Raw genomic sequence first — 24304 nt, 5'->3', positions numbered from 1 at the left:
TGCCCGCCTGACCGCCGATGCCCCGCGCCGACTTCTACCTCATCACCACGCCGCGTTTCCGCGAGCAGCCGTTGCGGCTGGTCTGCGAGCTCGTGCGCAAGGCGCATGCCGCCGGGCTGCCGACGCTGATCCTCGCGCGCGACGACGCGCAGGCCGAGGCACTCGACGACCTGCTCTGGGACATGGGCGAGGACGCATACATCCCGCATCAGATCGCCGGGCTCGACGAGGACGAGGACGAGGCCGACGTCCTGATCGCCGGCCCGTCCGCGGATGCGCCGATGCGGCCGCTGGTGATCAACCTGCGCGACGCCGCGGTGCAGGGCAGCTTCGACCGCGTGCTCGAGGTGGTGCCGGCCGACGAGTCCGCCCGCGGGCCGCTGCGAGAGCGCTGGAAGCAGTACCAGGCGCGCGGGCTCGAGCTCAAGAAATACGATATGTAAGCGCTGCGGCACGGCGCCGGTCGTGCTTCGCGCCGGCTTCAACGCCAAACGCTTTCGCGTCGGCGCGCAGTACGCCTTGCGGAACGCGGACCTGCCCACCGCCGCGCCGCATTCGCGAACGCCGCGACGCCATCCCGAACCGGTGCAACGCAGCGATGCACCGGCCACGTATCAAACATCGATTTCCGGTTGCGCACCTCCATGACCACTGCCCTTTCGCCCAGCTACGACCCGACCCAGTTCGAGACCCGCCTGTACCAGCAGTGGGAGTCGAGCGGCGTATTCCAGCCGCGCGGCGAAGGCGAGCCGTACTGCATCCTGCTGCCGCCGCCGAACGTCACCGGCACGCTGCACATGGGTCATGCGTTCCAGCACACGCTGCAGGATGCGCTGATCCGCTACCACCGCATGCTCGGCCGGGACACCTTGTGGCAGATGGGCACCGACCACGCCGGCATCGCGACCGAGATGGTGGTCTCGCGCAATCTCGCACTCGAAGGCAACGGCGAGACGCGCGATTCGCTCGGCCGCGACGGCTTCATCGCGAAAGTCTGGGACTGGAAACAGAAATCCGGCGACACGATCGAGCGCCAGATGCGCCGGCTCGGCACGTCCGGCGACTGGACGCGCAGCGTGTTCACGATGGACCCGATGGCGGCCGACGCGGTGGCCGAGGCGTTCGTGAAACTGCATGAGCAGGGCCTGATCTACCGCGGCCAGCGCCTGGTGAACTGGGACCCGGTGCTGAAGACGGCGATCTCCGACCTGGAAGTCGTCAACGAGGAAGAAGACGGCTCGCTGTGGTCGATCAGCTACCCGTTGACCGATGGCAGCGGCTCGCTCGTGGTCGCGACCACGCGCCCGGAAACGATGCTCGGCGACACCGCGGTGATGGTGCACCCCGAAGACGAGCGCTACGCGCAGCTGATCGGTCGCACCGTCACCCTGCCGCTGACCGGTCGCGAGATCCCCGTGATTGCCGACGAATACGTCGACCGCGAGTTCGGCACCGGCGTGGTCAAGGTCACGCCCGCGCATGACTTCAATGACTACGCGGTCGGCCAGCGGCATTCGCTGCCGCTGATCAACATCTTCACGCTGGATGCGAAGGTGATCGACGGCGCGATGGCCGACGAGGCCGGCGTGCCGGCCGCCTACCGCGGCCTTGATCGCTCCGATGCACGCAAGGCGGTGCTCGCCGATCTGGAGGCTGCCGGCCTGCTGGTCGAGACCAAGCCGCACAAGCTGCAGGTGCCACGCGGCGACCGCACCGGCCAGGTGATCGAGCCGTATCTGACGGACCAGTGGTTCGTGAAGATGGACACGCTGGGCGCGCGAGGACTGGAGCTAGCCGAGAGCGGAGCCGTGAAGTTCGTGCCCGGCAACTGGATCAATACGTATCGCCACTGGATGGGAAACATCCAGGACTGGTGCATCAGCCGCCAGCTCTGGTGGGGCCACCGCATCCCGGCGTGGTACGACGAGGCCGGCCGCGTCTACGTCGGCCGCAACGAGGACGAAGTGCGCGCGGCGCATGGCCTCGGCAGCGATTTCGCGCTGAGGCAGGACAACGATGTGCTGGAAACGTGGTTCTCTTCGGCACTGTGGCCGTTCAGCACGATGGGCTGGCCGAATGCGGAGCTGATGCGCGAGCGCGGCTTCGAGCGCTACGTGCCGTCCAGCGTGCTGGTCACCGGCTTCGACATCATTTTCTTCTGGGTCGCCCGGATGATCATGATGACCGATCACTTCACCGGCGAAGTGCCGTTCAAGCACGTCTACATCACCGGCCTGGTGCGCGACGCGCAGGGCCAGAAGATGAGCAAGTCCAAGGGCAACATTCTTGATCCGCTGGACCTGATCGACGGCATTTCGCTGGAGGACCTGCTGGCCAAGCGCACCAGCGGCCTGATGCAGCCGAAGATGGCCGAGAAGATCGAGAAAGCCACGCGCAAGGAATTCCCGAACGGCATTCCCGCGTTCGGTGCCGACGCGCTGCGCTTCACGATCTGTGCGCTCGCCACGCACGGGCGCGATATCCGGTTCGACCTGGGTCGCGCCGAAGGCTACAAGAACTTCTGCAACAAGTTGTGGAACGCCACGCGCTTCGTGCTGATGAACACCGAAGGCGCGAGCTTCAGCGGCATGCCGCAGCCGAAGACCGATGCCGAGCGCTGGATCCTCGCGCAGCTCGCGCGCGTCGCGGCCGAGGCCGAACAGCATTTCGCCGACTACCGCTTCGACCTGCTCGCGCAGTCGCTGTACGAATTCGCCTGGAACAGCTTCTGCGACTGGTTCGTCGAACTCGCCAAGCCCGCGCTCAACGGCGACGACGCGCAGGCGGCCGACAGCACGCGGCACACGCTGCTGTACGTGCTGGAGCGCCTGCTTTCGCTGCTGCACCCGCTGGTGCCGTTCGTGACCGAGGAGCTGTGGCAGGCGGTGGCGCCGAAGCTCGGCATCGCGGAGTCGACGATCATGCTGCGGCCGTATCCGAGCGCAGCCGATCTCGATGTCGCCGAGTTCGGCGAAGCGACCGATGACGTCGAGTGGCTCAAGGACATGGTCTCGGCCCTGCGCCGCGTACGCAGCGAACTCAACGTGCCGCCGGCCAAGCTGGTCACGCTGCTGGTGGCGGGCGCTGGCGATGCCGAACGCATGCGCGTGCAGCGCTTCGAATCGCAGCTGCGCTTCCTCAACAAGCTCGAACGCATCGACCTGATCGAAAGCGCCGACGACGCACCGGCTTCGGCCGCGGCCGTGGTTGGCGAACTCAAATTGCTGGTGCCGCTGGAAGGCCTGGTCGATCTGGATGCCGAGCGCGCCCGCCTGGACAAAGAGCTCAAGCGCGTCGATGCGGAGATCGCCAAGTGCAATGGCAAGCTCTCGAGCGAAACGTTCGTGAGCAACGCGCCGCCGGCGGTGGTCGAGCAGGAACGCAAGCGCCTGGCCGACTGGAACGCGCAGCGTGAAGCACTGGCCGTGCAGCGCGAGAAGCTCTGATCGCCGTATCCGCGCGGCCGGCGTAATGGCGGGAGCGCAAGGCCGCCGCGCGTCGCGGCACGGCCCGGGCCTATTCCGGCGGCAGCAGCTCGATCGCCATCACCAGCGCGTCTTCGCGCCCGTTCGCGGCCGGGTAGTAGCGCGGGCGGCGGCCGATCTCATTGAAACCTTCGGAGTCGTAGAGCGCGATCGCGCCGTGGTTCGTCGGCCGCACTTCCAGAAACACCCGCTGCGCGCCACGTCCGCGCGCAAGCTGCAGGATCGAGCGCAGCAGCCGACGACCGTGCCCCCGGCCCTGGCGCTCCGGCGCCACGCAGACGTTCAGCACGTGGGCTTCGTCGGCGGCCAGGCTCAACAGGAAATAGCCGATGACCCGGTCGTCCTCGAGCAGCACCCACGACGGATAGTCGGCGCGCAGGCAGTCGCGGAAGATGCCGGCCGTCCACGGAAACGGATAGGCGCGGATCTCGATTTCGTAGACCGCGTCCAGGTCGTCCTCGCGCATCGGGCGCAGGGTGATGCCGGGCGCTGCGGCCTGTGCGAGCGCGTTCATCGCGTTGCCCCGCGATCAGCACTCCCGGCCGCTGTCTTCGCACGCAGTGCGCGCAATCGAGGCCACAGCGCACGCTTGGCAGCCGGGTCGGCCCGCAGTCGCGACAGTCCGCCATCGATCATCATCACCTCTGCCACCACGATCGCCTCGATGTCGCAACGTGCTGCACGCAGCAACGCCTGGATCAGCGGCGCGGCGGGGTCTATCTCGGTCTCGGCCGTCGGCGTTGGAGCCTGCGATGCGGGTTGCACCGCCGGTGCCTCACGCACGGCCGGAGCCGCCTGCGCCTGAAGCGTGAGCACGTCGAAGCCCATCGCCTGCAGCCACTCACGCTGCTGGGCATCCCACGGCGCGGTCATGGTTGCCCCTCGGCCGGCAGGCGCCGGGCGCGCCGGTAGATCGCATACATCGGCCCGGCCATCGCGTAGCCGCCGCAGATCGTCAGCAGCACGCCGGGCGGATAGATCGCAACGCCGACCAGCGCCGCGAGCGCGACGATGATTGCCAGGAACGGCACGCGGTCGTTGCGCGGGCCGCTGGCCTTGAAGCTGTAGTAACGCAGCCGGCTCACCATCAGCAGCGCGGCCACGACCGTCACCGCGAGCGCCGCGTAGCGCAGCTGCGAACCGTCCAGGCCGAAATCGACGCAGGTCCAGACGAAGCTCGCGACCAGTCCGGCCGCAGCGGGGCTCGCAAGCCCGATGAACCAGCGCTTGTCGACCTGGCCGACCTGCGAATTGAAGCGCGCCAGCCGCAGCGCCGCACAGCCGGCGTAGAGGAACGCGGCGATCCAGCCGATCTTGCCGGGAGTGACGCCGTCGAGCCGCATCGACGCGAGCGCCCAGTGGTACATGATCAGCGACGGGGCCAGGCCGAAGCTGATCAGGTCGGCGAGCGAGTCGTACTGCACGCCGAACTCGCTCTGGGTGTTCGTCAGGCGCGCGACGCGGCCGTCGAGGCCGTCGAGCAGCGCGGCGACGAACACCGCGATGCAGGCGTCGGCGAACCGGCCCTGGGTGGCCGCGATGATCGCGTAGTAGCCCGCGAACAGCCCGCCGGTCGTGAACAGATTCGGCAACAGGTAGATGCCGCGGCTGCGTGGCCGGCTCGCTGGAGGCGCGGGCATGTGCGTCGGGTCCATCTTTTCAAGTGTACTGCTTGCCCGGTGTGCGCCGGGGTGCTGCAATCGGGCCGATTTCCGCCCCCGGAGCCGTCATGAACCGCGTCCCCCGCCGCGCCCCGATCCGCCGCCTGTGCTGGCTCGCGGTCGGCCTGCTGCTCGCCCTGCCGGCTTCGGCCTCGAAGATCTACCAGTGGAAGGACGCCAAGGGCGTGACCCACTACACCGATCTTCCGCCGGATCAGAAACACACCACCCGCAAGCTCGGCGGCCAGCGCGAAACCCCCGCGGTGGCGGCCAAGCCGGTCGTCAATGCGAACTGCACGAACGCGCGCGGCAACCTCAAGGTGCTGCAGGGCAGCGGCCCGGTCGGCCTGGATGCCGACAAGGACGGCAAGCCCGACGGGGTCATGAGTCCCGAGCAGCGCGCGGCGCAGGTGCAGCTCGCGCAGGCGGCGATCAACGTGCATTGCGAAGCCTCTCCGATCAGCGCATCGGCGGCGAAGACCAGCTGAGCGATCACGCGGCGTCCGGACCCGGCGGTGTGAGCCACGGCCGATCCGGGCGCGCGGCGTTTCTGTAGCCACCGGCTTTTCGCTGGGGCGGGCACGCGTGGCGGCCTTCGCCTATACTTGGTAGTACGCGCGTAGGCGCCAGCCAACCGATGCTGACGGGTCCGCGTCCGCGGCCTCGCGTCCCCCTGGCGTGCACCTGCACGCCTGCATCTAGGCTCGGCTCGTACCTGATCGATGACCGGCTAGCGCCAACGGCAGTCCCGCAGCAGCGCAGTGCGACTGCCGTAGGCGCGCATCTATCCTTGGCCACGACACGCGCGACCACACATCCGCGCCGCGTTGTTCACGTTTCTTTGCCCGGTCGCGCTCCACCCTGCAATGGTCCCGACAGGCCAGTCGCGCACCGTGCCCAGTCGCTCCACTTCATTCCGACCCGCTGCCAGCGCAGCCTGCTGTCGCCCCGTGCGTGGGTCGGCGGGTGGCGCATGCCCGGTCCTCGGTGCGATCACATCGCCCGGCCGTCGCAATAACCGCAGTGCGGCACCTGCCGCCCGTGCCACCCGATCCCGTGGGCGCGTTGCGTGACGGCGGCGAGCCGCTTTCCAGCCTGCAGCGCCCCAGCATCTGCGGCCACGACACGCGGCGGTGCCGCCCGCGCAGCCGGCTGCCCGGTCCGTCGTCATAGCCAATGCTGTTCACACGCCGCGCTGCTGCTTGCGGCAGCCGCGGCGCTCGTACTCACCGCCTGTTCGAATCCCCAGTCGACACTCGCCCCGGCCGGCGTCGAAGCCGAGCGCGTCGCGCGCCTGTTCTGGGTGATGCTGGCCGGCGCGGTGGTGGTGTGGGTCGCCGTGGTCGGCGTCGCGCTGTACGCAACGCGCGCCGCGGCGGAGCGCCATGGGCCACGGGCGGCGCGCTGGCTGATCATCGGCGGTGGCGTGGTCACGCCCACCGTCGTCCTTGGCGCATTGCTGATCTATGGCCTGACGCTGATGCCGGCGCTGCGTGCGCCCGCCTCGCCGGGCTCCGTGCAGGTGGAAGTCTCAGGTGAGCAGTGGTGGTGGCGCGTGCGCTACCTGCCCCCGGGTGGCGAGGCGATCGAACTGGCGAATGAAATCCGCATCCCGGTCGGGCAGCGCACGCAGTTCCGGCTCGTGAGCCCCGACGTGATCCACTCGTTCTGGATCCCTTCGCTGGCCGGCAAGGTCGACATGATTCCGGGGCGCGTGAACACGCTCGTGATCGAGCCGCAGCGCACGGGCGTGTTCCGCGGCGCCTGCGCGGAGTTCTGCGGCGCGTCGCATGCGTACATGGAGTTCGTCGTCGTGGTGATGGAGCCCGACGCGTTCGAGCGCTGGCTGCGCCACCAGGCGATACCCGCCGCGCCGCCGCGCCTGCCGATCACGCAGCGCGGACAGCAGGCGTTCGCGAGCAATGGCTGCGGCGCCTGCCACACCGTGCGCGGCACGCCGGCCGATGGCGTGCTGGGCCCGGACCTGACCCACGTCGGCAGCCGCCTCAGCCTCGCAGCCGGCGTGCTGCCCAATACACCGCCCGCGTTCCGCCGCTGGGTCGCACGCACGCATGCGGTCAAGCCCGACGTGCTGATGCCGCCGTTCGGCATGCTGCCGGCGGACGAGGTCGACGCCCTCGCCGCCTATCTGGAGTCGTTGCAATGAGCGCGTCGCAGGACACGCCGGCGATCGCGCCGCTGCCACCCGAGCACGTGCGCCGCGGGCAGGAAGAGCGGCTGAGCCGCGCCTGGTACACGCCGAAGGGCTTTCGCTACTGGTCTGCGGTCAACAACAGCGAGGTCGGCCTCTGGTACACGTCGATGTCGTTCATCTTCTTCCTGTTCGCCGGCGTGCTCGCGCTTTTGATGCGCACGCAGCTGGCGGTGCCGGACAACGACTTCGTCAGCGCCGATACGTACAACCAGCTGTTCACGCTGCACGGCTCGATGATGATGTTCCTGTTCGCCGTGCCGATCTTCGAGGCGTTCTCGATCCTGATCCTGCCGCAGTTGCTCGGCGCGCGCGACCTGCCGTTCCCGCGCCTGTCCGCGTACGGGTTCTGGTGCTTCGTGATCGGCGGCGTATTCGTTGCCGGCTCGATCTTCTTCAACGCGGCGCCGAAGGGCGGCTGGTTCATGTACCCGCCGCTGACGATCGAATACCAGGACGGCTATGGCGCCGACATCTGGCTGCTGGGCCTCTCCTTCATCGAGGTGGCGTCGATCGCCGCGGCGGTCGAACTGATCGTCGGCGTGCTGAAGACGCGCCCGCCCGGCATGCGACTGAACCTCATGCCGCTGTACGCGTGGTACATCCTCGTCGTCGCGGTGATGATCCTGCTCGCGTTCCCGCCGCTGATCGCCGGGGACCTCATGTTCGAGCTGCAGCGCGGCTTCGACTGGCCGTTCTTCGATGCCGACCGCGGCGGCGACCCGCTGCTGTGGCAGCACCTGTTCTGGATCTTCGGTCACCCCGAGGTCTACATCATCTTCCTGCCCTCGATCGCGCTGGTCGCGATGATCGTGCCGACGTTCGCACGCAGGCCGGTGGTGGGCTACAGCTGGATCGTTCTGGCCGCGGTGGGCACCGGCTTCATCAGCTTCGGGCTGTGGGTGCACCACATGTTCACGACCGGGATGCCGAACATCTCGCTCGCGTTCTTCTCGGCCGCGTCCGAAGCCGTCGCGCTGCCGACCGGCGTGCAGATCTTCGCGCTGCTCGCGACGGTGCTGGCCGGCAAGGTCGTGCGATCGGTGCCGATGCTGTTCGTACTCGGTGCGCTCGCGATCTTCGTGATCGGCGGGCTGACCGGCGTGATGGTCGCGGTCGCGCCGTTCGACTTCCAGGCACACGACACCTACTTCATCGTCGCGCACCTGCATTACGTGCTGATCGGTGGAATGCTGTTTCCGGTGATCGCGGGGCTGTACTACTTCTTTCCGATGGTCTCGGGCCGGCAGATGTCGGAAAAGCCCGGCAAAGTCGCGTTCTGGCTGATGTTCGCCGGCTTCAACATCGCATTCCTGCCCATGCACCTCACCGGCCTGATCGGCATGCCGCGACGGGTGTTTACCTACACCGGCGGGCAGGGCCTGGACGTGCTGAACCTGATCTCCACGATCGGCGCATTCGTATTCGCGGCCGGCGTCGCGGTCGTCGCGTTCGATGCCGTGCGCAGCGCGCGCAAGCGCGAACTCTCGCCACGCAACCCGTGGCAGGCCGGCACGCTCGAGTGGCTGACCGAAATGCCGGCCAAGCCCTGGGGCGTGCGTTCGGTGCCGATCATCCGCGGGCGCTATCCGCTGTGGGACCAGCCGCAGCTGATGGAAGAGGTCGATACCGGGCGCTATTACCTGCCCGATGCGGCGGAGGAAAAGCGCGAGACGCTGATCACCTCCACGCTGGATGCCGAACCGCAGCAATGCCTGCGCGTACCGGGCCCGACGTTCGTGACGTTCTGGGCCGCGGTGTTCACCGGCGGGGCCTTCATCTTCCCGGTGTTCAAGATGTACGTCGCCGCCGGCATCAGTGCCGTGCTCGCGCTCGCAACGATCCTCGTGTGGCTGTGGACCGGCACCGCGCAGCAGCCGGAGAAGCCTGCAAAAGACGTTGGCCTCGACTTGACGCTGCCGCTGTACGCCTCGGGCCCGAAGTCGGTCGGCTGGTGGGCGATGTTCATCACGATGGTCGGCGACATGACGGCGTTTTCCAGCCTCGTGTTCGGCTACTTCTTCTTCTGGACGATCCACGATGATTTCCCGCCGGATCCGTCGGTCGGTCCCGGCGTGCTGTGGCCTTCGATTGCACTGGCATTGCTGCTCGCGTCCTGGCTGCTGACCTGGCTGGCGCGCGGCCTCAACCGGCGTGATGCGAAGGCCGGCTTCTACGCATCAACCACGCTCGCCGCGCTGCTCGCATTGACCGGCGGCGCGGCGTTGCTGGCCGGCCCGTGGCTGACGGGGCTCGACCCGACCGAGCATGCGTACCCGGCCACGGTCTGGGTGCTCGCAGGCTGGACGGCAGTGCATGCGGCCGCCGGCGTGATCATGCAGCTGTACTGCATCGCACGCCGCGCCGCCGGGCGCATGACCGCCGTGCACGACATCGACATCCATAACGTCACGCTGTACTGGCATTTCATTGCCGTCACCGCGCTGGTGACGGTGGCGGTAATCGCCGGTTTTCCGTTGCTCGCATGACGATGACCGAATCCGCCCACCACGACCCGAACCGCGAATCGCCCGACGAGCCCGGCCGCGCGCGCGCCGAGGCCGGGCTGCCGGAAAACCAGGGCACGCTGTGGATGCTGACCACCGGCCCGACGGTCTGGGCGCTGCACCTGCTCGCTTCGTACGTCACCGCTGCGGTGTGGTGCGCCAAGGCCTCGCGCGTCGCGCCACTGGGCACGGCGCGCTGGGTGATCGTGGGCTACACCGTCGTTGCGCTCGCGCTGATCGCGTTCTTCGGCTGGCGCGGGCTGCGGCAGCACCGCTGGGGTTCGGCAACAGCGCCACACGATGCGCCGACCGCAGCTGACCGGCACCGCTTCCTCGGCTTCTCGACGCTGCTGCTGTGCGGCCTGAGCTTCATTGCCGTCGTCTACCAGAGCTTCGCCGTGATGATCATCGGGAGCTGCCGGTGATGGCGGCGGTCGCGTTCGCGCCGCTGCCTCGCGCGCAGAAGCGCCAACGGCTGCTGCTGGCGCTCGGTGCGGCCGTACTCGGCGCCGCCTGGCTGGGGCCGCTGCCGCAGTGGTCGCAGCATCTGTTCACCGCACACATGGGCATGCACGTGTTGGTCGTCGCGGTTGCCGCGCCGCTGATCGCGATCGGCCTGGCTGGCGCGCGCATCGATCCGGTCCGCCGTGCGCCCGCATTGTTCGCGCCGGTGCCGACGTCGGTGCTCGAACTGGTGATCGTCTGGGCCTGGCACGCGCCCGCCCTGCACCATGCCGCACGCCAGAGCGCGCTGCTGCTGGTGGCCGAGCAGGCAAGCTTCCTGCTGGCCGGGCTGCTGGTCTGGCTGTCGGCGTTCGGCGGCGCGCACTCGCGCGACCGCGCAGCCGCCGGCGTCGGTGGCCTGCTGTTGACCTCGATGCACATGACCCTGCTCGGCGTGCTGCTGGCGGGCGCCTCGCGGCCGCTGTACGCGCACGGTGAGGCGGCGGCGATCGCCTCGCGGTTCGGCCTCACCGCACTGGAGGACCAGCAGCTCGGCGGCGTGCTGATGCTGGCCGTCGGCGGCACGGCCTACCTTGCCGGCGGGCTGGTGCTGCTGGCTGCGCTGCTGCGCGATCGACGCGGAGCGCCACGATGATCCGGCTGCTGCTCGGCGCGCTTGCCTACTGGCCACGTCGCGCGTGGCGATGCCTGACCGAGGACGGCTGGAAAGCCGCGGTCTGCCGCGTGCTTGGCATCGCGGTCGCGTTCGGCATCGGCGGCCTGCTGTTCATCGCATTGGGGCTGCCATCGATCGCCGCGAACCAGCCGCACTGGCCGGTCACGCGCGTCTTTCTCGAGATGGTGATGACCCACACGGTGCGCATGCGCACGCTCGGCAAGAACGTGCCGCCGCTCGACGAGCCCGCGCTCGTACTTAAAGGCGCCGGCCATTACGCAACCGGTTGCGCGCCCTGCCACGGCGCACCGGGGCAGCCGCGTTCGCTGATCGCGCGGCAGATGCTGCCGACGCCGCCGCTACTCGAAAAGGACGTGCAGAACCTCGACCCCGCCGCGATGTTCTGGATCGTCAAACACGGCCTGAAGTACACCGCGATGCCAGCCTGGCCCGCGCCAAAGCGCGAGGACGAGGTCTGGGCGATGGTCGCGTTCCTGAAGCAGCTGCCCGAACTCGATCCGGTCGAGTACCGCCGGCTCGCGTACGGCGATGCCACGCCCGAAGCGGGCATCGGTCGCGACGGCGCGTTCCTCAGCACACTCGCGATGCCGCCGCAGACCACGCTCGACAACTGCGCGCGCTGCCATGGCGATGACGGGCTCGGACGCGGGACCGGTGCGTTTCCGAAGCTCGCCGGCCAACGCGAGGCCTATCTGTACGCAAGCCTGCAGGCATTCGCACGCGGCGAGCGCCACAGCGGCGTGATGCAGCCGATCGCGGCCGGGCTCAGCGACGCGCAGATGCGCGCCCTGGCCCGGCATTACGCGTCGCTTGCGAACACCGGCATAGGCCCTGTCGTCGGGGCAGCGAAACTTCGCACCGTGGCGGATCCGGCGGCGATCGCGCGCGGCCGCACGATTGCGACCGATGGCATCGGCGAGCGCCGCATCCCCGCCTGCCGGCACTGCCACGGCCCCGGCGCGGTCGCGCGAAATTCGGTCTACCCCGACCTGGCCGGGCAGTACGCGGATTACCTCGCGCTTCAGCTGGAGCTGTTCCAGCAAGGCCATCGCGGCGGCACCGCGTACGCGCCGATCATGCACATCACCGCCGCGACGCTGAGCGCCGACGAGATCGACGCACTCGCCGCGTATTACGCCAGCGCGCCGAGCCAGCCGCCCGCAGCGCCATAACCGCCGCTCCGCTGCAGCGCCCGAGCCGGCACATCCGGCCGCGCATGGCAAAATGCCCGCCTCGTCCGCTTGAAGCCCGCCGATGCGCCTGTCGCAGTTCCACCTCCGCACCAGCAAGGAAACCCCCGCCGATGCCGAGATCGTCAGCCACCGGCTGATGCTCAAGGCCGGCATGATCCGCAAGCTCGCCGCCGGCATCTACACCTGGTCGCCGCTGGGCCTGCGCGTGCTGCGCAAGGTCGAGCGCATCGTGCGCGAGGAAATGAATGCCGCCGGCGCGATCGAGCTGCTGATGCCGTCGGTGCAGCCACGCGAACTGTGGGAAGAAACCGGCCGCTGGGAGCGCTTCGGCGGCCAGCTTCTGAAGATCAAGGACCGCAAGGACGCCGAATACGCGTATGGCCCCACGCACGAGGAAGTCATTACCGACTTCGCACGCGCGGAGCTGGCCAGCTACAAGCAGCTGCCGGTCACCTATTACCAGATCCAGACGAAATTCCGCGACGAAATCCGCCCGCGCTTCGGCGTGATGCGTGCGCGCGAGTTCCTGATGAAGGACGCGTATTCGTTCCACCTCACCGACGAGGACCTGGCGCGCGAATACCGCAATATGTACGACACCTATGGCCGCATATTCACGCGGCTGGGGCTGAAGTTCCGCGCGGTATTCGCCGACACCGGCGCGATCGGCGGCAGCGCCAGCCATGAATTCCACGTGCTCGCCGATTCGGGCGAGGACGCAATCGCGTTCTCCAGCCATACCGAATACGCCGCGAACGTCGAGCTCGCCGAAGCGCTCGCGCCGGGCGAGCGTCCCGCCGCGACCGAATCGATGCGCCGCGTCGAGACCCCGACCCAGAAGACCTGCGAGGACGTCGCCGCACTGCTCGGCATCGACCTGTCGCGCACGGTCAAGTCGATCGCACTGATGGGCGTGGACGCGGAAAACAACCCGCAGTTCGTGCTCGCGCTCGTGCGCGGCGACCATGTTGCCAACGAGATCAAACTCGCCAAGCTGCCGGGGCTGGCCGAATACCGGCTCGCGAACGAGGCGGAAATTGCCGAGCACCTCGGCAGCGAGCCGGGCTTTCTGGGCCCGGTCAACTCCGCGCGCCCGATCCAGATCGTCGCCGACCGCGCCGTCGCGTCCATGGCGGATTTCGTGGTCGGCGCGAACGAGGCGGGTTATCACCTCGCCGGCGTCAACTGGGGCCGCGACCTGCCCGAGCCGGTGCTGGTCGCCGATATCCGCAACGTCGTCGAAGGCGATGCCTCGCCCGATGGCCACGGCACGCTGTCGATCGCGCGCGGCATCGAAGTTGGCCATGTATTCCAGCTCGGTCGCAAATATGCGCAGGCGATGGGCTGCACGGTGCTGGACGAAACCGGCAAGGCGGCGACGCCGGCGATGGGCTGCTACGGCATCGGCGTATCGCGCATTGTGGCCGCGGCGATCGAGCAGAATCACGATGCGAGCGGCATCCTCTGGCCTGAATCGATGGCGCCGTGGCAGGCGATGGTCTGCGTGATCAACCCGAAAAACGATGCAGCCGTGGCCGAAGCCGCGCAGGCGCTGTATGCCGAGCTCAGCGCGGCCGGCATCGAGACCGCGCTCGACGACCGCGGGCTGCGTCCCGGCGCGATGTTTGCAGATATCGAGCTGATCGGAATTCCGCACCGCATCGTCGTGTCCGAGCGCGGCCTGGCGGCCGGCACGTACGAATACCGTCACCGTGCGGCCGCCGAATCGGAAAACCTCTCCCGCGCCGATGTGGTGGCGCGGCTGGGCGCGGCTAAATCCGCCATTTTGCCCGCCGCATAAACATCAGCTGCACGGCGACTTTCTCCGGGATTATTGCAATCGTTTACAGCCACGCGGCGGGCCGATTACCATGGCCCGACTGCGCCGCGTGGCGCCCGAATTCGCCTTACCCCGGAGATTTTGATGGCAATCGACATCAACAGCCTGTCCGCGAAAGAACTCGACGCGCTGATCAACCAAGCCAAGAAGCGCCGCACGACGTTGGCCAAGCGCAAGCCGATCGCCACGGTCCGTAACAAGCTGACCCAGCTCGCGCGCGCAGAGGGTTATTCGATCCAGGAACTGTTCGGCGGCAGCGCCAAGACCCAGGGCGAGCGCGCACCGCGTGGTAGCAAGGCCGCCACGAAGAAGGCCGGCAAGAGCACCGGCAAGGTCGCCCCGAAATACCGCAACCCCGATAACCCGGCTGAAACCTGGACCGGCCGCGGCAAGCAGCCGCGCTGGCTGGCCGCATATACCAGCCAGGGGCGTAGCGCGGACGAATTCCTGATCCAGTAAATCCGCCACCACGGGTCCGAAACGCCGGCATGCGCCGGCGTTTTGGGTTTTGGGCTCCGTAACATTGACGTCGGTCCGGGCTGACCCGTTACCCACATCGCTGCTTGCCAACCGACGGGACTGCGCCGCGTCTATTTCCAGTCCAACACCACCATCGCGGCCGCTCGCTCCGGCCGGCCGCGTCCGGTGCCGGGCTGACGAGATAACGCATGCCGTTGAGTTCGAGCGCGGGCGGGTCGAAAGGACGTTCGGTACAGGTCGCCGACCATGGCCGCGCAAATGGCGCTTCAGCACCCAGCGGAAGAAGCGGTCGACGGTGTCCGAGTGGTCAGCGCGAGGTCGAAATCGAACACGACCTTTGCACGCGCTATAGCTGGAGACGCTACAGGTTGCGCCGCGACGGGAGCAGCAAGTTGCCGAACAGCAGACCCGCCACGAGCGCCAGCAGGATATTCAGCACGGTCAGCAGCGCTTCCTGGCCCGCGTTGACGTCCTGCTGCTGGATCAGGCTCAGCAGGCCGCGCAGGCTCGCGCTGCCGGGCACGAGCATGATGATGCCGGGCACGCGGATGATCGCGCCGGGCCGGTTCCACCAGCGCGCGTAGGCATTGCCGATCGCGGTCATCACAAGCGCGGCGAGAAACACGCCGGCCGGGCTGCCGAACGCCAGCCCGCCCATGCGCGAGATCAGATAACCACCCGCCGCGGCCGCCATCACCTTCGGATAATCGCGTCGATCGGCGCGGAACAGCACCGCGAACGCATACGCCGCAAGCGCCAGTGCGACCCATTCCATCCAAGCCGGCTGCGTCCGCGATGCTCTGATCTGCGGCTCCAGCCCGATCAGTTGCGCGAGGTACAACCCGAGCAGCGTGCCGACCGCGAGCTGCATCACCGTCGTCACTGCGCCGGCAAAACGCGCGGTGCCCGACACCAGGTGCTGGCTCGTCAGCTCGTTGACCGCATTCGTCAGCGACAGGCCCGGCAACAGCACGATCAGTGACGCGATGATCACGGTGTTCTGGTTCAGCGGTGCCACAAAGCTTGCGACCAGCACCGCCACCAGCGCGGCCAGCGTCGCTGAAATCGCGTCGAGCCCCTCCTTCAGACGCGGCCTGAAATCCGACAGCTGCACCAGCAGGCCGATCGCGAGGCCATTGAACGCCGCGACGCCAATGTCCAGCCATGGCAGCCGCAGCAATGCCGCAACCGCGGCCGCCGCCAGCCCGAAGCCGAACACCTGCATCGCGCGTGCGCGCGGGCCGGGCGGCCGGTCGAGCGCGTTCATCGCCGCCAGCGCGCTTGCGATGTCGAGCCGGCCGGTAAGCACCTCTTCGGCAATGCGGTCGGTCTCGCTGAGGCGGTAGAGGTCGTTCTCGCCGGGCGGCAGACGCACCACGCGCGTGGTATCGGCCTCGCCGAGCGGGCGCTGCGGATCGCTGAAGGTCAGGATCATGCCGGTCGGGTTCGTCCACGGCTGGCATTCGACGCGCAGCTTCTGAGCGACCGCGGAAATCGCGCCCTCCAAGCGCTGCGCCGTCGTGCCGTACGCGTGCAGACGGCGGGCGAGCTCGATGATGAAACGGATGCGCTCGGCATAGGTTGCCGAACTCAAGGGCGCGGGTGTTGGCATCGCTCAAGCATGGCATGGGACCGTGACCGTCCGTCTCGGTACGGCGTCTCGGCACTGCACTGCCATCGTGGCGTCCGGCCGGCTTGACCGGGCCTTCTACGCGAGCCTGTATGCTCCGGCCATCGCCGTCCACCGAGTCCGATGACCGCTCCCGTCGCGCAACCGCCGCAGACCCACGCCGATGACCGCGACCCGTCGCGCCTGCGGCTGTCCGGCGAATGGACGCTCGAACACGCGGTGGTGCTCGGCCAGCGGCTCGAGCAGGCGCCGGAAGACGTGCGCGTCGTCGACGCCTGTGATGTCGCGCGACTGGACTCGGTCGCCGTGCTGCAACTGATGCGTTTCGCGCACCGGCGCGGGCTGGATTTCGAAAGCTTCCGCTTCGACGAGCAGCACCGCACGCTGGTCAGCGCGATCGAGGATGTCGCCGACGACCGCCCGCGACCGCCACGCGAATACGGCGTTGCCGCTGCGCTCGGCCGGCTTGGCTTCGCGGTCGCGGACAACTGGAAAGAATTCCTCGCGCTGATCGGTTTTTTCGGCGAGTTCCTGGTCAAGCTTGCGCGCACCGTGCGCGAACCGACCCGGTTCCGGATGACCGCCACCGTGCACCACATGGAGCAGGTCGGCCTCGATGCGGCGCCGCTGGTCGCGCTGCTGTGCTACCTCGTTGGTGCGGTGGTCGCATTCCTGGGCGCGACCATCCTTGCCGACTTTGGTGCGCAGATCTACGTGGTGGAACTCGTGAACGTCGCGTTCCTGCGCGAGTTCGCAGTGCTGCTGACCTCGATCATCCTCGCCGGCCGCACCGCGAGCGCGTTCACCGCGCAGATCGGCGCAATGGTCAGCCGCGAGGAGGTCGACGCGATCCGAACGCTCGGCATGGACCCGGTCGACCTGCTGGTGATCCCGCGCGTGCTCGCGCTGGTGGTCATGCTGCCGCTGCTGACCTTCATCGGCATGATCGCCGGCCTGCTCGGCGGCCTGACCGTCGGCGCGTACGGGCTGGACATTCCGCCACAGCAGTACGTTGCGCGCATGCACGAAACCATGGAACTCGAGAACGTCATCGTAGGCCTGGTGAAGGCGCCCGTATTCGCGCTGGTGATCAGTCTGATCGGCTGCCTTGAAGGCCTGCAGGTCGAGGGCACGGCGCAGTCGGTCGGCGAACGCACCACGTCCTCGGTGGTGCAGGCGATCTCGCTGGTAATCATCCTCGACGCGTTCTTCGCGATCTGGTTCACCGAGGTCGGCTTCTGATGTCCGCGCCCGATCCGACCCCGGCAACGAAACCGTCGCATGAAGAGCCGATCATCCGCGTGCGCGGTCTCCTGAACCGGTTCGGCGCGCAGGTCGTACACGAAGGGCTGGACCTCGACGTGCGGCGCGGGGAAATCATCGGCGTCGTCGGTGGCTCGGGCACCGGTAAATCGGTGCTGATGCGCTCGATCCTTGGCTTGCGCAAGCCGGACGAGGGCGAGATCGAAGTGCTCGGCATCGATGCACGCAGTACCGATCCCGAGCTTCGCAAATGCATCGAACGCAACACCGGCGTGCTGTTCCAGGACGGCGCGCTGTTCTCGTCGTTGACCGTCGGCGAGAACGTGCAGGTACCGCTGCGCGAGTACCACCGCGAGCTGTCCGATTCGCTGCATTACGAGCTGGCCCTGCTGAAGGTGAAACTGGCCGGATTGCCGGCGGACTCGCTCAACAAGCTGCCTTCGCAGCTCTCGGGCGGCATGCGCAAGCGCGCCGGGCTCGCGCGTGCGCTGGCGCTCGATCCGCCGCTGCTGTTTCTCGACGAACCCACCGCCGGGCTCGACCCGATCGGCGCGGCCGCGTTCGACCGGCTGATCCTCACGCTGCAGCAGGCGCTCGGGCTCACGGTGTTCCTGATCACACACGACCTCGACACGCTTTACGCTATCTGTGACCGCATTGCCGTGCTCGCCGACCGCCGGGTTATCGCCTGTGCCCCGCGCGAGGAGGTCGAGGCACTGGACCATCCATGGGTGCAGGAGTATTTCCATGGCCCCCGGGCGCGCGCGGCGCGCGATGCCCGCCAACGGGAGTAGCTGATGGAAACCAAGGCCAACTACGTCCTGATCGGCGCGTTCACCCTGCTCGCTTCCATCGCGTTGCTGCTGTTCGCGCTGTGGGCCGCGAAGTATTCGTCGGAAAAGAGCTGGCAGACCTACACGGTCGTGTTCGACGAGCCGGTGACCGGCCTGTCCGAAGGCAGCCTCGTGCAGTACAACGGTATCGCGGTCGGCACGATCAGCGAGCTCAAGCTCTCACCGCGCGATCCGCGTCGCGTGCTCGCGAAGCTGCGCGTGCAGGACGACGCGCCGGTCAAGGCCGATACGCGCGCGAAGATGTCGATGAGCGGCATCACCGGCTCGCCTTTCATCCAGCTCACCGGCGGCAGCCCGGCCAGCCCGAGGCTGGACGCGGTCGACACGCGCGAGTCGCCGATCATCCGCACCGAAGCCTCGGCGCTGCAGAACATTGCCGACACCGCGAACCGCCTGGTCGCACGCCTGGATGAGCTGCTGAGCGCGGAGAACGTCGCGCGCGTGACCAATACGCTCGAGAACATCGAAACGATGACCGAAACGGTGGCCGAGCAGCGCGAAGACCTGCGCGCGGTCATCATCAACACGCGCCAGGCCACTGCGCAGCTCGAAGCGACCGCGACGAACGCGAACGAGGTCGTCAAGGAGTTCGACCGCGAGTTCGTCGATGAGCTGCCCGCGCTGGTCGTCAAGCTCGATCGCACCCTGACGCGACTGGAAGCGACCGCAGAAGGCGCCCAGACGATCGTCGAGGAAAACCGCGCACCGATCCGGACATTCACCCGCGATGGGCTGGCCCAGGTCGGTCCAACGCTGAGCGAGCTGCGCGTGCTGATCCGCGACCTGCGCCGCGTCAGCGACGGCCTCGACGGCGGTGCGGCCGACTACCTGCTCGGCCGCGACGGCCCGAAGGAGTTCGAACCGAAATGACTCGTCCCGCCTTCCGTGCCCCGCTGATCCTCGCGGCGATGTGCGCCTCGCTGCTCGCCGTCACCGGTTGCTCGTCGTTGCTCGACGGAGGGGAAGCGCCCTCGATCTATGCGCCCGCCCCGGCCATCCAACCCGACCCGTCGTGGCCGTCGGTGCCGTGGCAGCTCGTCGTCTCAGCCAATAGTGCCGCCAGCGTCACCGACAGCCAGCGCATCGCCGTTCGCCCGGTGCCGAACGAGCTGCAGGTCTATAAGGGTGCAAGCTGGGCCCGACGGCCGACCGAGATGCTCGAGGACGCGCTGATGCGCACGCTCGAGGACTCGGGAAAGATCGGCGCGGTCGCGCGGCCGGGTACCGGCATCAACGCCGACTACCGGCTCGTGCTCGATCTGCGCCGGTTCGAGTCCGACTACCGCGGCGACGCCGTCCCGGCCGCAGTCGTCGAGGTCAACGCGAAACTGCTGCACGCAACCGACGACCGCGTCGTCGCGTCGCGCACATTCATGCAGGCGGAGCCGGCCGCGGGCACCGCGGTGCCGCAGGCGGTCAGTGCATTCGAGCAATCGCTTGCGCAGGTCAGCCGTGAGCTCGCAGGTTGGGTGTTGACTTCCGGGCAGGCGCACCACCAGCAGCAGTCGCGCTAGCCCGTCCTGCGGGCCGCGCGGAGTCGCACGGCCTCGACATGGCGGAAGGTGAGATTCAGGCGCTCACCCACCGTGCGTGCGGTGCGAGGCAGCGCATGGCGGTAATGCCGCTGCGTCTGTCCGGCCATCACCAGCAGACTGCCATGGGGCAGTTCGAGCGCGAGACGGCGATCGGCATCAGTGCGGTGCTTGAGCACGAACCGCCTCGTCGCCCCCAGGCTCAGCGACGCGATCACGGGCGTCTCGCCGAGTTCGCGCTCATCGTCGCTGTGCCAACCCATTGCATCGCTGCCGCCGCGATAGAGGTTCGCAAGCACGCTGTTGAACCCGATGCCGAGTTCGCGCTCCAGGCGCATGCGTAGCGGCTGCAGTGCGTCGGGCCACGGCCTGGGTTCGAACCGCGTGCCCGAGTACCGGTAGCTCGCCTGGGGATCGCCGATCCAGCAACTCAGGCGCGGCGCCGGGTGCTCGCGACCGAATAGACGGATCCGATGCACCTCCCACGGTATCGTCCCGCGCAGCAAGGCCAGCAGCGCGTCGGCCTCGTCGGCCGGCAGCCAGCGCGCATCGAACGCGAGGTCGGCCCCGGGCAGCGGCAGCGGTGTCAGCGGCATGCAGCGACGCTAGCACGCCGCGATTTGGCGCAGCCCCGCAAACCCGCGACAATTCACGGTCCAGGCAACACGTATCCGGAGCAACAGCATGAGCGAGTCCAGCGCCCCCGAGGTCGAACGCGATGTCATGGAATACGACGTCGTCACCGTCGGCGCGGGTCCGGCCGGGCTGTCGTTCGCGATCCGCCTCAAGCAGCTGAACCCCGAGATCTCGGTCTGCGTGATCGAAAAAGCCTCGACGATCGGCGCGCACATCCTGTCCGGCGCGGTGATCGAGACGGGGCCGCTCGACGCATTGCTGCCGAACTGGCGCGACAACCCGCCGCCGATCTGCATCCCGGCGACCGAGGACGAGTTCTGGCTGCTGAGCCCCGACGGCGGTCGCAAGCTCCCCGTTCCGCCCGGCATGAACAACCACGGCAACGTGATCGTCAGCCTCGGCGCGATGTGCGCCTGGCTCGCGCCGCAGGCCGAGGCCCTCGGCGTCGAGATCTACCCGGGCTTCGCCGCCAGCGAGACGCTGCATGACGAATCCGGTGCGGTCATCGGGGTACGCATCGGCGACATGGGCGTGGCGAAGGACGGTTCGCACAAGCCCGGCTACACGGCCGGCATCGACATCCGCGCCAAGGTCACCGTGCTCGCCGAAGGTGCGCGGGGGCATCTGACCAAGCGCCTGATCCGCCAATTCAAGCTCGACGAAGGCCACGACCCGCAGACGTTCTCGATCGGCATCAAAGAGCTATGGCAGGTACCCGAGGACCGCGTCACCCCCGGCAAGATCGTGCACACGCTCGGTTGGCCGGCCGACACCGCCACCTACGGCGGCAGCTTCCTCTACCACCTCGACAAGGGACGCATCGCGCTCGGCTATGTCAGCGGACTCGATTACAAGGACCCGGAATACCGGCCGTGGGAAGCGTTCCAGCAGTGGAAGAACCACCCGATGGTCAAGCCGCTGCTCGAAGGCGGCAACATCGTGTCCGCCGGCGCACGCGCGATTGTCACCGGCGGTTGGCAGTCGCTGCCGACCTGCGAAATGCCTGGCGCGATCCTGATCGGCGACACCGCCGGCCTGCTCAATGTGCCCAAGATCAAGGGCACCCACCAGGCGTTCCGCTCAGGGATGCTCGCCGCCGAGCACCTCGCGGCGTCGCAGCTGTCGCCGAGCGGATTCGACGCGAAGTTGCGCGCCTCCGAGGCAATGGCCGAGCTCTACAAGGTCCGCAACGTCAAGCCCGGCTTCAAGAAAGGTATGTGGTTCGGCCTGCTCAACGCCGGCTGGGAAACCGCTACGAACGGCCGCTCGCCCTGGACCTGGCGCAACAAGCCCGACTGGTGCCAGATGGAAAAACTGGCCGAGTACGAGTCGCCCGACCGCCACTACACCGACCGCACCCTCGCCCCCCGCGACCGCCTTGCCGGCGTTTACTTCGCCGCTACCGAGCACGACGAGGACCAGCCGGTCCACCTGCACGTGCTCGACACCTCGATCTGCGTCGAGCGCTGCACCGTCGAATACGGCAACCCGTGCACCCGCTTCTGTCCCGCCGGCGTCTACGAGATCGTCGAAGACGCCGAGGCCGGCAAGCGCCTGCAGATCAACGCCGCGAATTGCGTGCACTGCAAGACGTGTGACATCAAAGATCCATACGAGATCATTAACTGGGTGACGCCGGAGGGCGGATCGGGGCCGAATTACCAGAATCTCTGACCGGCCTGATCTACGTCATAGCGCCTTACGGTCGTGCATCTACGGCTGGCTTCAGACTTTCTTGTGAAAATCGCGCTTCGGCCGGACCCGCTTAATCGATGTCAGCGCGCTGCTGGGCTGCCACACCGCATCGAGAGCAAACCCTTTCCGCATCCGCAGTTCAAACCAGGGATGTAGATTGCATTAGGACAGTTACGGCGCGCGGCCAAGTCATAAGCTCTGCTCAGCAAGCCGACCAGCAACTCGTTCAATGCCGCATAAGGGCAAAAAGCAACGAGCCTGGGATCGCCAATCAGCCCGCCAGGCGCGGCCTGTCTCGTCACATCTGACTAAATTCTTCGAGCTTCGATCACTATTCGCTGTAAACCGCCGCCATCACGCTTGGCGCCGACTTCTGCCCCACCGACCAACCCGCCAAACTGGATTCCGCCCATGGGCTTTTTCAATCGCTACGCGCGTTTCCTCGACACCAGCAGGACCAGTCCGTATCCCCATCGATTGAACGGCCGACACACCGCGATAATTGAACGAAACAGGGCACTACTAGCCGGCAAGCGGGTTCTCGATATTGCCAGTCACGACGGACGCTGGTCGTTTGCGGCACTCGAAGCAGGTGCTGCGCATGTCACGGGCGTCGAGCCACGCGCGGAACTGATCGAGAACGCGCGCCAAACACTTTCCCATTACGGTGTGGCGGACAACCGGGCATCGTTCTTTCAGGCAGACGTATTCGACTATCTCCAAGGTCCGCAGTTCGACGTCGTGCTCTGCCTCGGCTTCTTCTATCACACCCTCCGACATGCCGAGCTGTTGGATCTAATCGAGCGGACAGGCGCCCGATTTGTGGTCATCGACACGGAAATATGCCCTGACAGCGGGGGTCAAACAGCCGCGCAGGGCAACGACCCCCGGGCAGTGTTCGGTAACCCGAACCAGATCCAGATGTTCCGCGAGCCGGTCGCCGACCAGCAAATGGCTTGGGTCGACTCGCTGACAAGAAGTGGGCAGACCTTGGTAGGCAGGCCCAGCCGGGGCGCCATTGAGTACATGGCACATCACTTCGGTTACAGCTGCTCGCGGTACGAGTGGCCCAAGCATTTCGACCAGAAGCCGGAGCATTCGGAATGGATGGTCGACTACCGAGAAGGATGGCGGGAAACGTTTTATCTGGAAAAGTAAGCACTCTGTCGAGCGCCCGAGATCAGCTGGGCGTCAGCGTGGTCTTGGCGTGCAATCCTGAGCCTTTCACTGGCTTACGAGATATCTTGAACCCGAGAGCCCAACGATGACCTGCCGCGCCATTGGGCAGACCCCTCGGCGGTAGCATTTGCCGGTAGAGACGCTAACGGCGCCGGGCAATCTGCAGGTGTATGCGACCGCCACGGGCCAAATGCTTCGTGACCGCAGATTCAACGCTCTGCACGCCCCCTCCAAGGTCTGACGGGAGCAGCCCGCCCCGCAGTGCTGCAATGAGGGGGTTAGTGCGCCGTCGACTGCGCGAGAGCCGACAGCAGCACCGATACGATAGGCATTGTTCTGTTGCGCTACACGGACAGCCCTATCAGCATCAACCGAGCGCAACACCGGTCTTCTGCCGCAGCTCATCCATTTCGACCCCCGGCGCCAGCTCGACCACTTTGAGCCCGTCCGCGGTCACGTCCATCACCGCCAGTTCGGTGATGATGCGGTTCACCACGCCCACGCCGGTCAGCGGCAGCGTGCATTCGGGCACGATCTTGTGCTCACCGTTCTTCGCGGTGTGCTCCATCAGCACGACCACGCGCTTGACGCCGGCGACCAGGTCCATCGCCCCACCCATGCCCTTGACCATCTTGCCGGGCACCATCCAGTTCGCGAGGTCGCCCTTATCGGTGACCTGCATCGCGCCGAGGATCGCCAGGTCGATATGGCCGCCGCGGATCATCGCGAACGAGTCATGGCTGCCGAAATAGCTGGCGCCGGCACGCGCGGTGACGGTCTGCTTGCCGGCGTTGATGAGGTCGGCGTCGACCTCGTCCTCGGTCGGAAACGGGCCGATGCCGAGCAGGCCGTTCTCGCTCTGCAGCCATACGTCCATTCCCTCGGGAATGAAGTTGGCCACGAGCGTCGGCAGGCCGATGCCGAGATTGACGTAGGCGCCGTCGGTGAGTTCGCGGGCGGCGCGCTGCGCCATCTGGTCACGGGTCCAGGGCATGG

22 protein-coding genes are annotated in these 24304 nt (G+C 67.4%); 16 read left to right on the top strand and 6 right to left on the bottom strand.

What is annotated here, in order from left to right:
- Nucleotides 1-17 precede the first annotated feature (17 nt).
- Nucleotides 18-443: a DNA polymerase III subunit chi gene (locus ACFFGH_RS03425; RefSeq protein WP_386664825.1), complete on the top strand. Its 426-nt coding sequence runs from the start codon at nucleotides 18-20 to the stop codon at nucleotides 441-443.
- A gap of 201 nt (nucleotides 444-644) precedes the next feature.
- Nucleotides 645-3446, top strand: coding sequence for a valine--tRNA ligase (locus tag ACFFGH_RS03420; RefSeq protein ID WP_386664823.1), 2802 nt, complete (start codon nucleotides 645-647; stop codon nucleotides 3444-3446).
- Nucleotides 3447-3516: 70 nt separating this feature from the next.
- Here the strand turns inward: ACFFGH_RS03420 and rimI are convergent, their stop codons facing one another.
- From rimI to pssA, 3 genes are read right to left on the bottom strand one after another with little or no spacing between them, the layout of a single operon-like run.
- Complete coding sequence (gene rimI, locus ACFFGH_RS03415) at nucleotides 3517-3999, bottom strand: ribosomal protein S18-alanine N-acetyltransferase (RefSeq protein WP_386664821.1); 483 nt, start codon at nucleotides 3997-3999, stop codon at nucleotides 3517-3519.
- Nucleotides 3996-4358, bottom strand: coding sequence for a hypothetical protein (locus tag ACFFGH_RS03410; protein ID WP_386664819.1), 363 nt, complete (start codon nucleotides 4356-4358; stop codon nucleotides 3996-3998). Before ACFFGH_RS03410 ends, rimI begins: the two co-directional genes overlap by 4 nt.
- Complete coding sequence (gene pssA, locus ACFFGH_RS03405; protein ID WP_386664817.1) at nucleotides 4355-5140, bottom strand: CDP-diacylglycerol--serine O-phosphatidyltransferase; 786 nt, start codon at nucleotides 5138-5140, stop codon at nucleotides 4355-4357. The genes ACFFGH_RS03410 and pssA overlap by 4 nt, the downstream gene beginning before the upstream one ends.
- 74 nt (nucleotides 5141-5214) lie before the next feature.
- Between pssA and ACFFGH_RS03400 the strand changes: the two genes are divergently transcribed.
- From ACFFGH_RS03400 to ACFFGH_RS03365, 8 genes are all read left to right on the top strand, one after another.
- Entirely contained in the window at nucleotides 5215-5634 is a 420-nt protein-coding gene (locus ACFFGH_RS03400) for a DUF4124 domain-containing protein (protein WP_386664815.1), read from the top strand.
- Between the two features lie 581 nt (nucleotides 5635-6215).
- Entirely contained in the window at nucleotides 6216-7313 is a 1098-nt protein-coding gene (gene coxB / locus ACFFGH_RS03395) for a cytochrome c oxidase subunit II (RefSeq protein ID WP_386664813.1), read from the top strand.
- Entirely contained in the window at nucleotides 7310-9847 is a 2538-nt protein-coding gene (gene ctaD / locus ACFFGH_RS03390) for a cytochrome c oxidase subunit I (RefSeq protein ID WP_386664811.1), read from the top strand. The genes coxB and ctaD overlap by 4 nt, the downstream gene beginning before the upstream one ends.
- A complete protein-coding gene (locus tag ACFFGH_RS03385) occupies nucleotides 9844-10290 on the top strand; it encodes a hypothetical protein (protein ID WP_386664810.1) in 447 nt (148 codons plus the stop codon). Before ctaD ends, ACFFGH_RS03385 begins: the two co-directional genes overlap by 4 nt.
- On the top strand, nucleotides 10290-10964 hold the full coding sequence (locus ACFFGH_RS03380; protein ID WP_386667320.1) for a cytochrome c oxidase assembly protein: 675 nt from the start codon (nucleotides 10290-10292) through the stop codon (nucleotides 10962-10964). The genes ACFFGH_RS03385 and ACFFGH_RS03380 overlap by 1 nt, the downstream gene beginning before the upstream one ends.
- Nucleotides 10961-12178 carry a c-type cytochrome gene (locus ACFFGH_RS03375; protein ID WP_386664808.1) on the top strand — a complete coding sequence of 406 codons (1218 nt, stop codon included), beginning with the start codon at nucleotides 10961-10963 and terminating at the stop codon, nucleotides 12176-12178. Before ACFFGH_RS03380 ends, ACFFGH_RS03375 begins: the two co-directional genes overlap by 4 nt.
- Before the next feature lie 82 nt (nucleotides 12179-12260).
- The gene (locus ACFFGH_RS03370) at nucleotides 12261-14000 is read left to right on the top strand and encodes a proline--tRNA ligase (RefSeq protein ID WP_386664806.1); all 1740 of its coding nucleotides are present in this window, start codon (nucleotides 12261-12263) and stop codon (nucleotides 13998-14000) included.
- A 123-nt stretch (nucleotides 14001-14123) separates the two neighbouring features.
- A complete protein-coding gene (locus ACFFGH_RS03365) occupies nucleotides 14124-14498 on the top strand; it encodes an H-NS histone family protein (protein WP_386664804.1) in 375 nt (124 codons plus the stop codon).
- A gap of 382 nt (nucleotides 14499-14880) precedes the next feature.
- On the opposite strand, the gene ACFFGH_RS03360 is transcribed toward ACFFGH_RS03365, so the two are convergent.
- Nucleotides 14881-16131: a threonine/serine exporter family protein gene (locus tag ACFFGH_RS03360; protein WP_386664802.1), complete on the bottom strand. Its 1251-nt coding sequence runs from the start codon at nucleotides 16129-16131 to the stop codon at nucleotides 14881-14883.
- A 141-nt stretch (nucleotides 16132-16272) separates the two neighbouring features.
- On the opposite strand from ACFFGH_RS03360, the gene ACFFGH_RS03355 reads away from it, so the two are divergent.
- From ACFFGH_RS03355 to ACFFGH_RS03340, 4 genes are read left to right on the top strand one after another with little or no spacing between them, the layout of a single operon-like run.
- Nucleotides 16273-17391: an ABC transporter permease gene (locus ACFFGH_RS03355; protein WP_386664800.1), complete on the top strand. Its 1119-nt coding sequence runs from the start codon at nucleotides 16273-16275 to the stop codon at nucleotides 17389-17391.
- Nucleotides 17391-18206: an ABC transporter ATP-binding protein gene (locus tag ACFFGH_RS03350; RefSeq protein WP_386664798.1), complete on the top strand. Its 816-nt coding sequence runs from the start codon at nucleotides 17391-17393 to the stop codon at nucleotides 18204-18206. Before ACFFGH_RS03355 ends, ACFFGH_RS03350 begins: the two co-directional genes overlap by 1 nt.
- Before the next feature lie 3 nt (nucleotides 18207-18209).
- A complete protein-coding gene (locus ACFFGH_RS03345; RefSeq protein WP_386664796.1) occupies nucleotides 18210-19136 on the top strand; it encodes an MlaD family protein in 927 nt (308 codons plus the stop codon).
- Nucleotides 19133-19780, top strand: a complete 648-nt coding sequence (locus tag ACFFGH_RS03340) for an ABC-type transport auxiliary lipoprotein family protein (RefSeq protein ID WP_386664794.1) — start codon at nucleotides 19133-19135, stop codon at nucleotides 19778-19780. The genes ACFFGH_RS03345 and ACFFGH_RS03340 overlap by 4 nt, the downstream gene beginning before the upstream one ends.
- Here the strand turns inward: ACFFGH_RS03340 and ACFFGH_RS03335 are convergent.
- Nucleotides 19777-20394, bottom strand: a complete 618-nt coding sequence (locus ACFFGH_RS03335) for an alpha-ketoglutarate-dependent dioxygenase AlkB family protein (protein WP_386664792.1) — start codon at nucleotides 20392-20394, stop codon at nucleotides 19777-19779. The genes ACFFGH_RS03340 and ACFFGH_RS03335 overlap by 4 nt on opposite strands.
- Nucleotides 20395-20482: 88 nt before the next feature.
- Between ACFFGH_RS03335 and ACFFGH_RS03330 the strand changes: the two genes are divergently transcribed.
- The gene (locus tag ACFFGH_RS03330) at nucleotides 20483-22108 is read left to right on the top strand and encodes an electron transfer flavoprotein-ubiquinone oxidoreductase (protein WP_386664790.1); all 1626 of its coding nucleotides are present in this window, start codon (nucleotides 20483-20485) and stop codon (nucleotides 22106-22108) included.
- A 432-nt stretch (nucleotides 22109-22540) separates the two neighbouring features.
- The gene (locus ACFFGH_RS03325) at nucleotides 22541-23287 is read left to right on the top strand and encodes a class I SAM-dependent methyltransferase (protein ID WP_386664788.1); all 747 of its coding nucleotides are present in this window, start codon (nucleotides 22541-22543) and stop codon (nucleotides 23285-23287) included.
- Nucleotides 23288-23675: 388 nt separating this feature from the next.
- On the opposite strand, the gene ACFFGH_RS03320 is transcribed toward ACFFGH_RS03325, so the two are convergent.
- A complete protein-coding gene (locus tag ACFFGH_RS03320; protein WP_386664786.1) occupies nucleotides 23676-24302 on the bottom strand; it encodes a CoA transferase subunit B in 627 nt (208 codons plus the stop codon).
- Between the last annotated feature and the right edge of the window lie 2 nt (nucleotides 24303-24304).

This window comes from Lysobacter korlensis, from assembly GCF_042434515.1.
The sequence above is the reverse complement of the archived record's forward strand: the minus strand, read 5'-3'. Positions and strand labels throughout refer to the sequence as shown.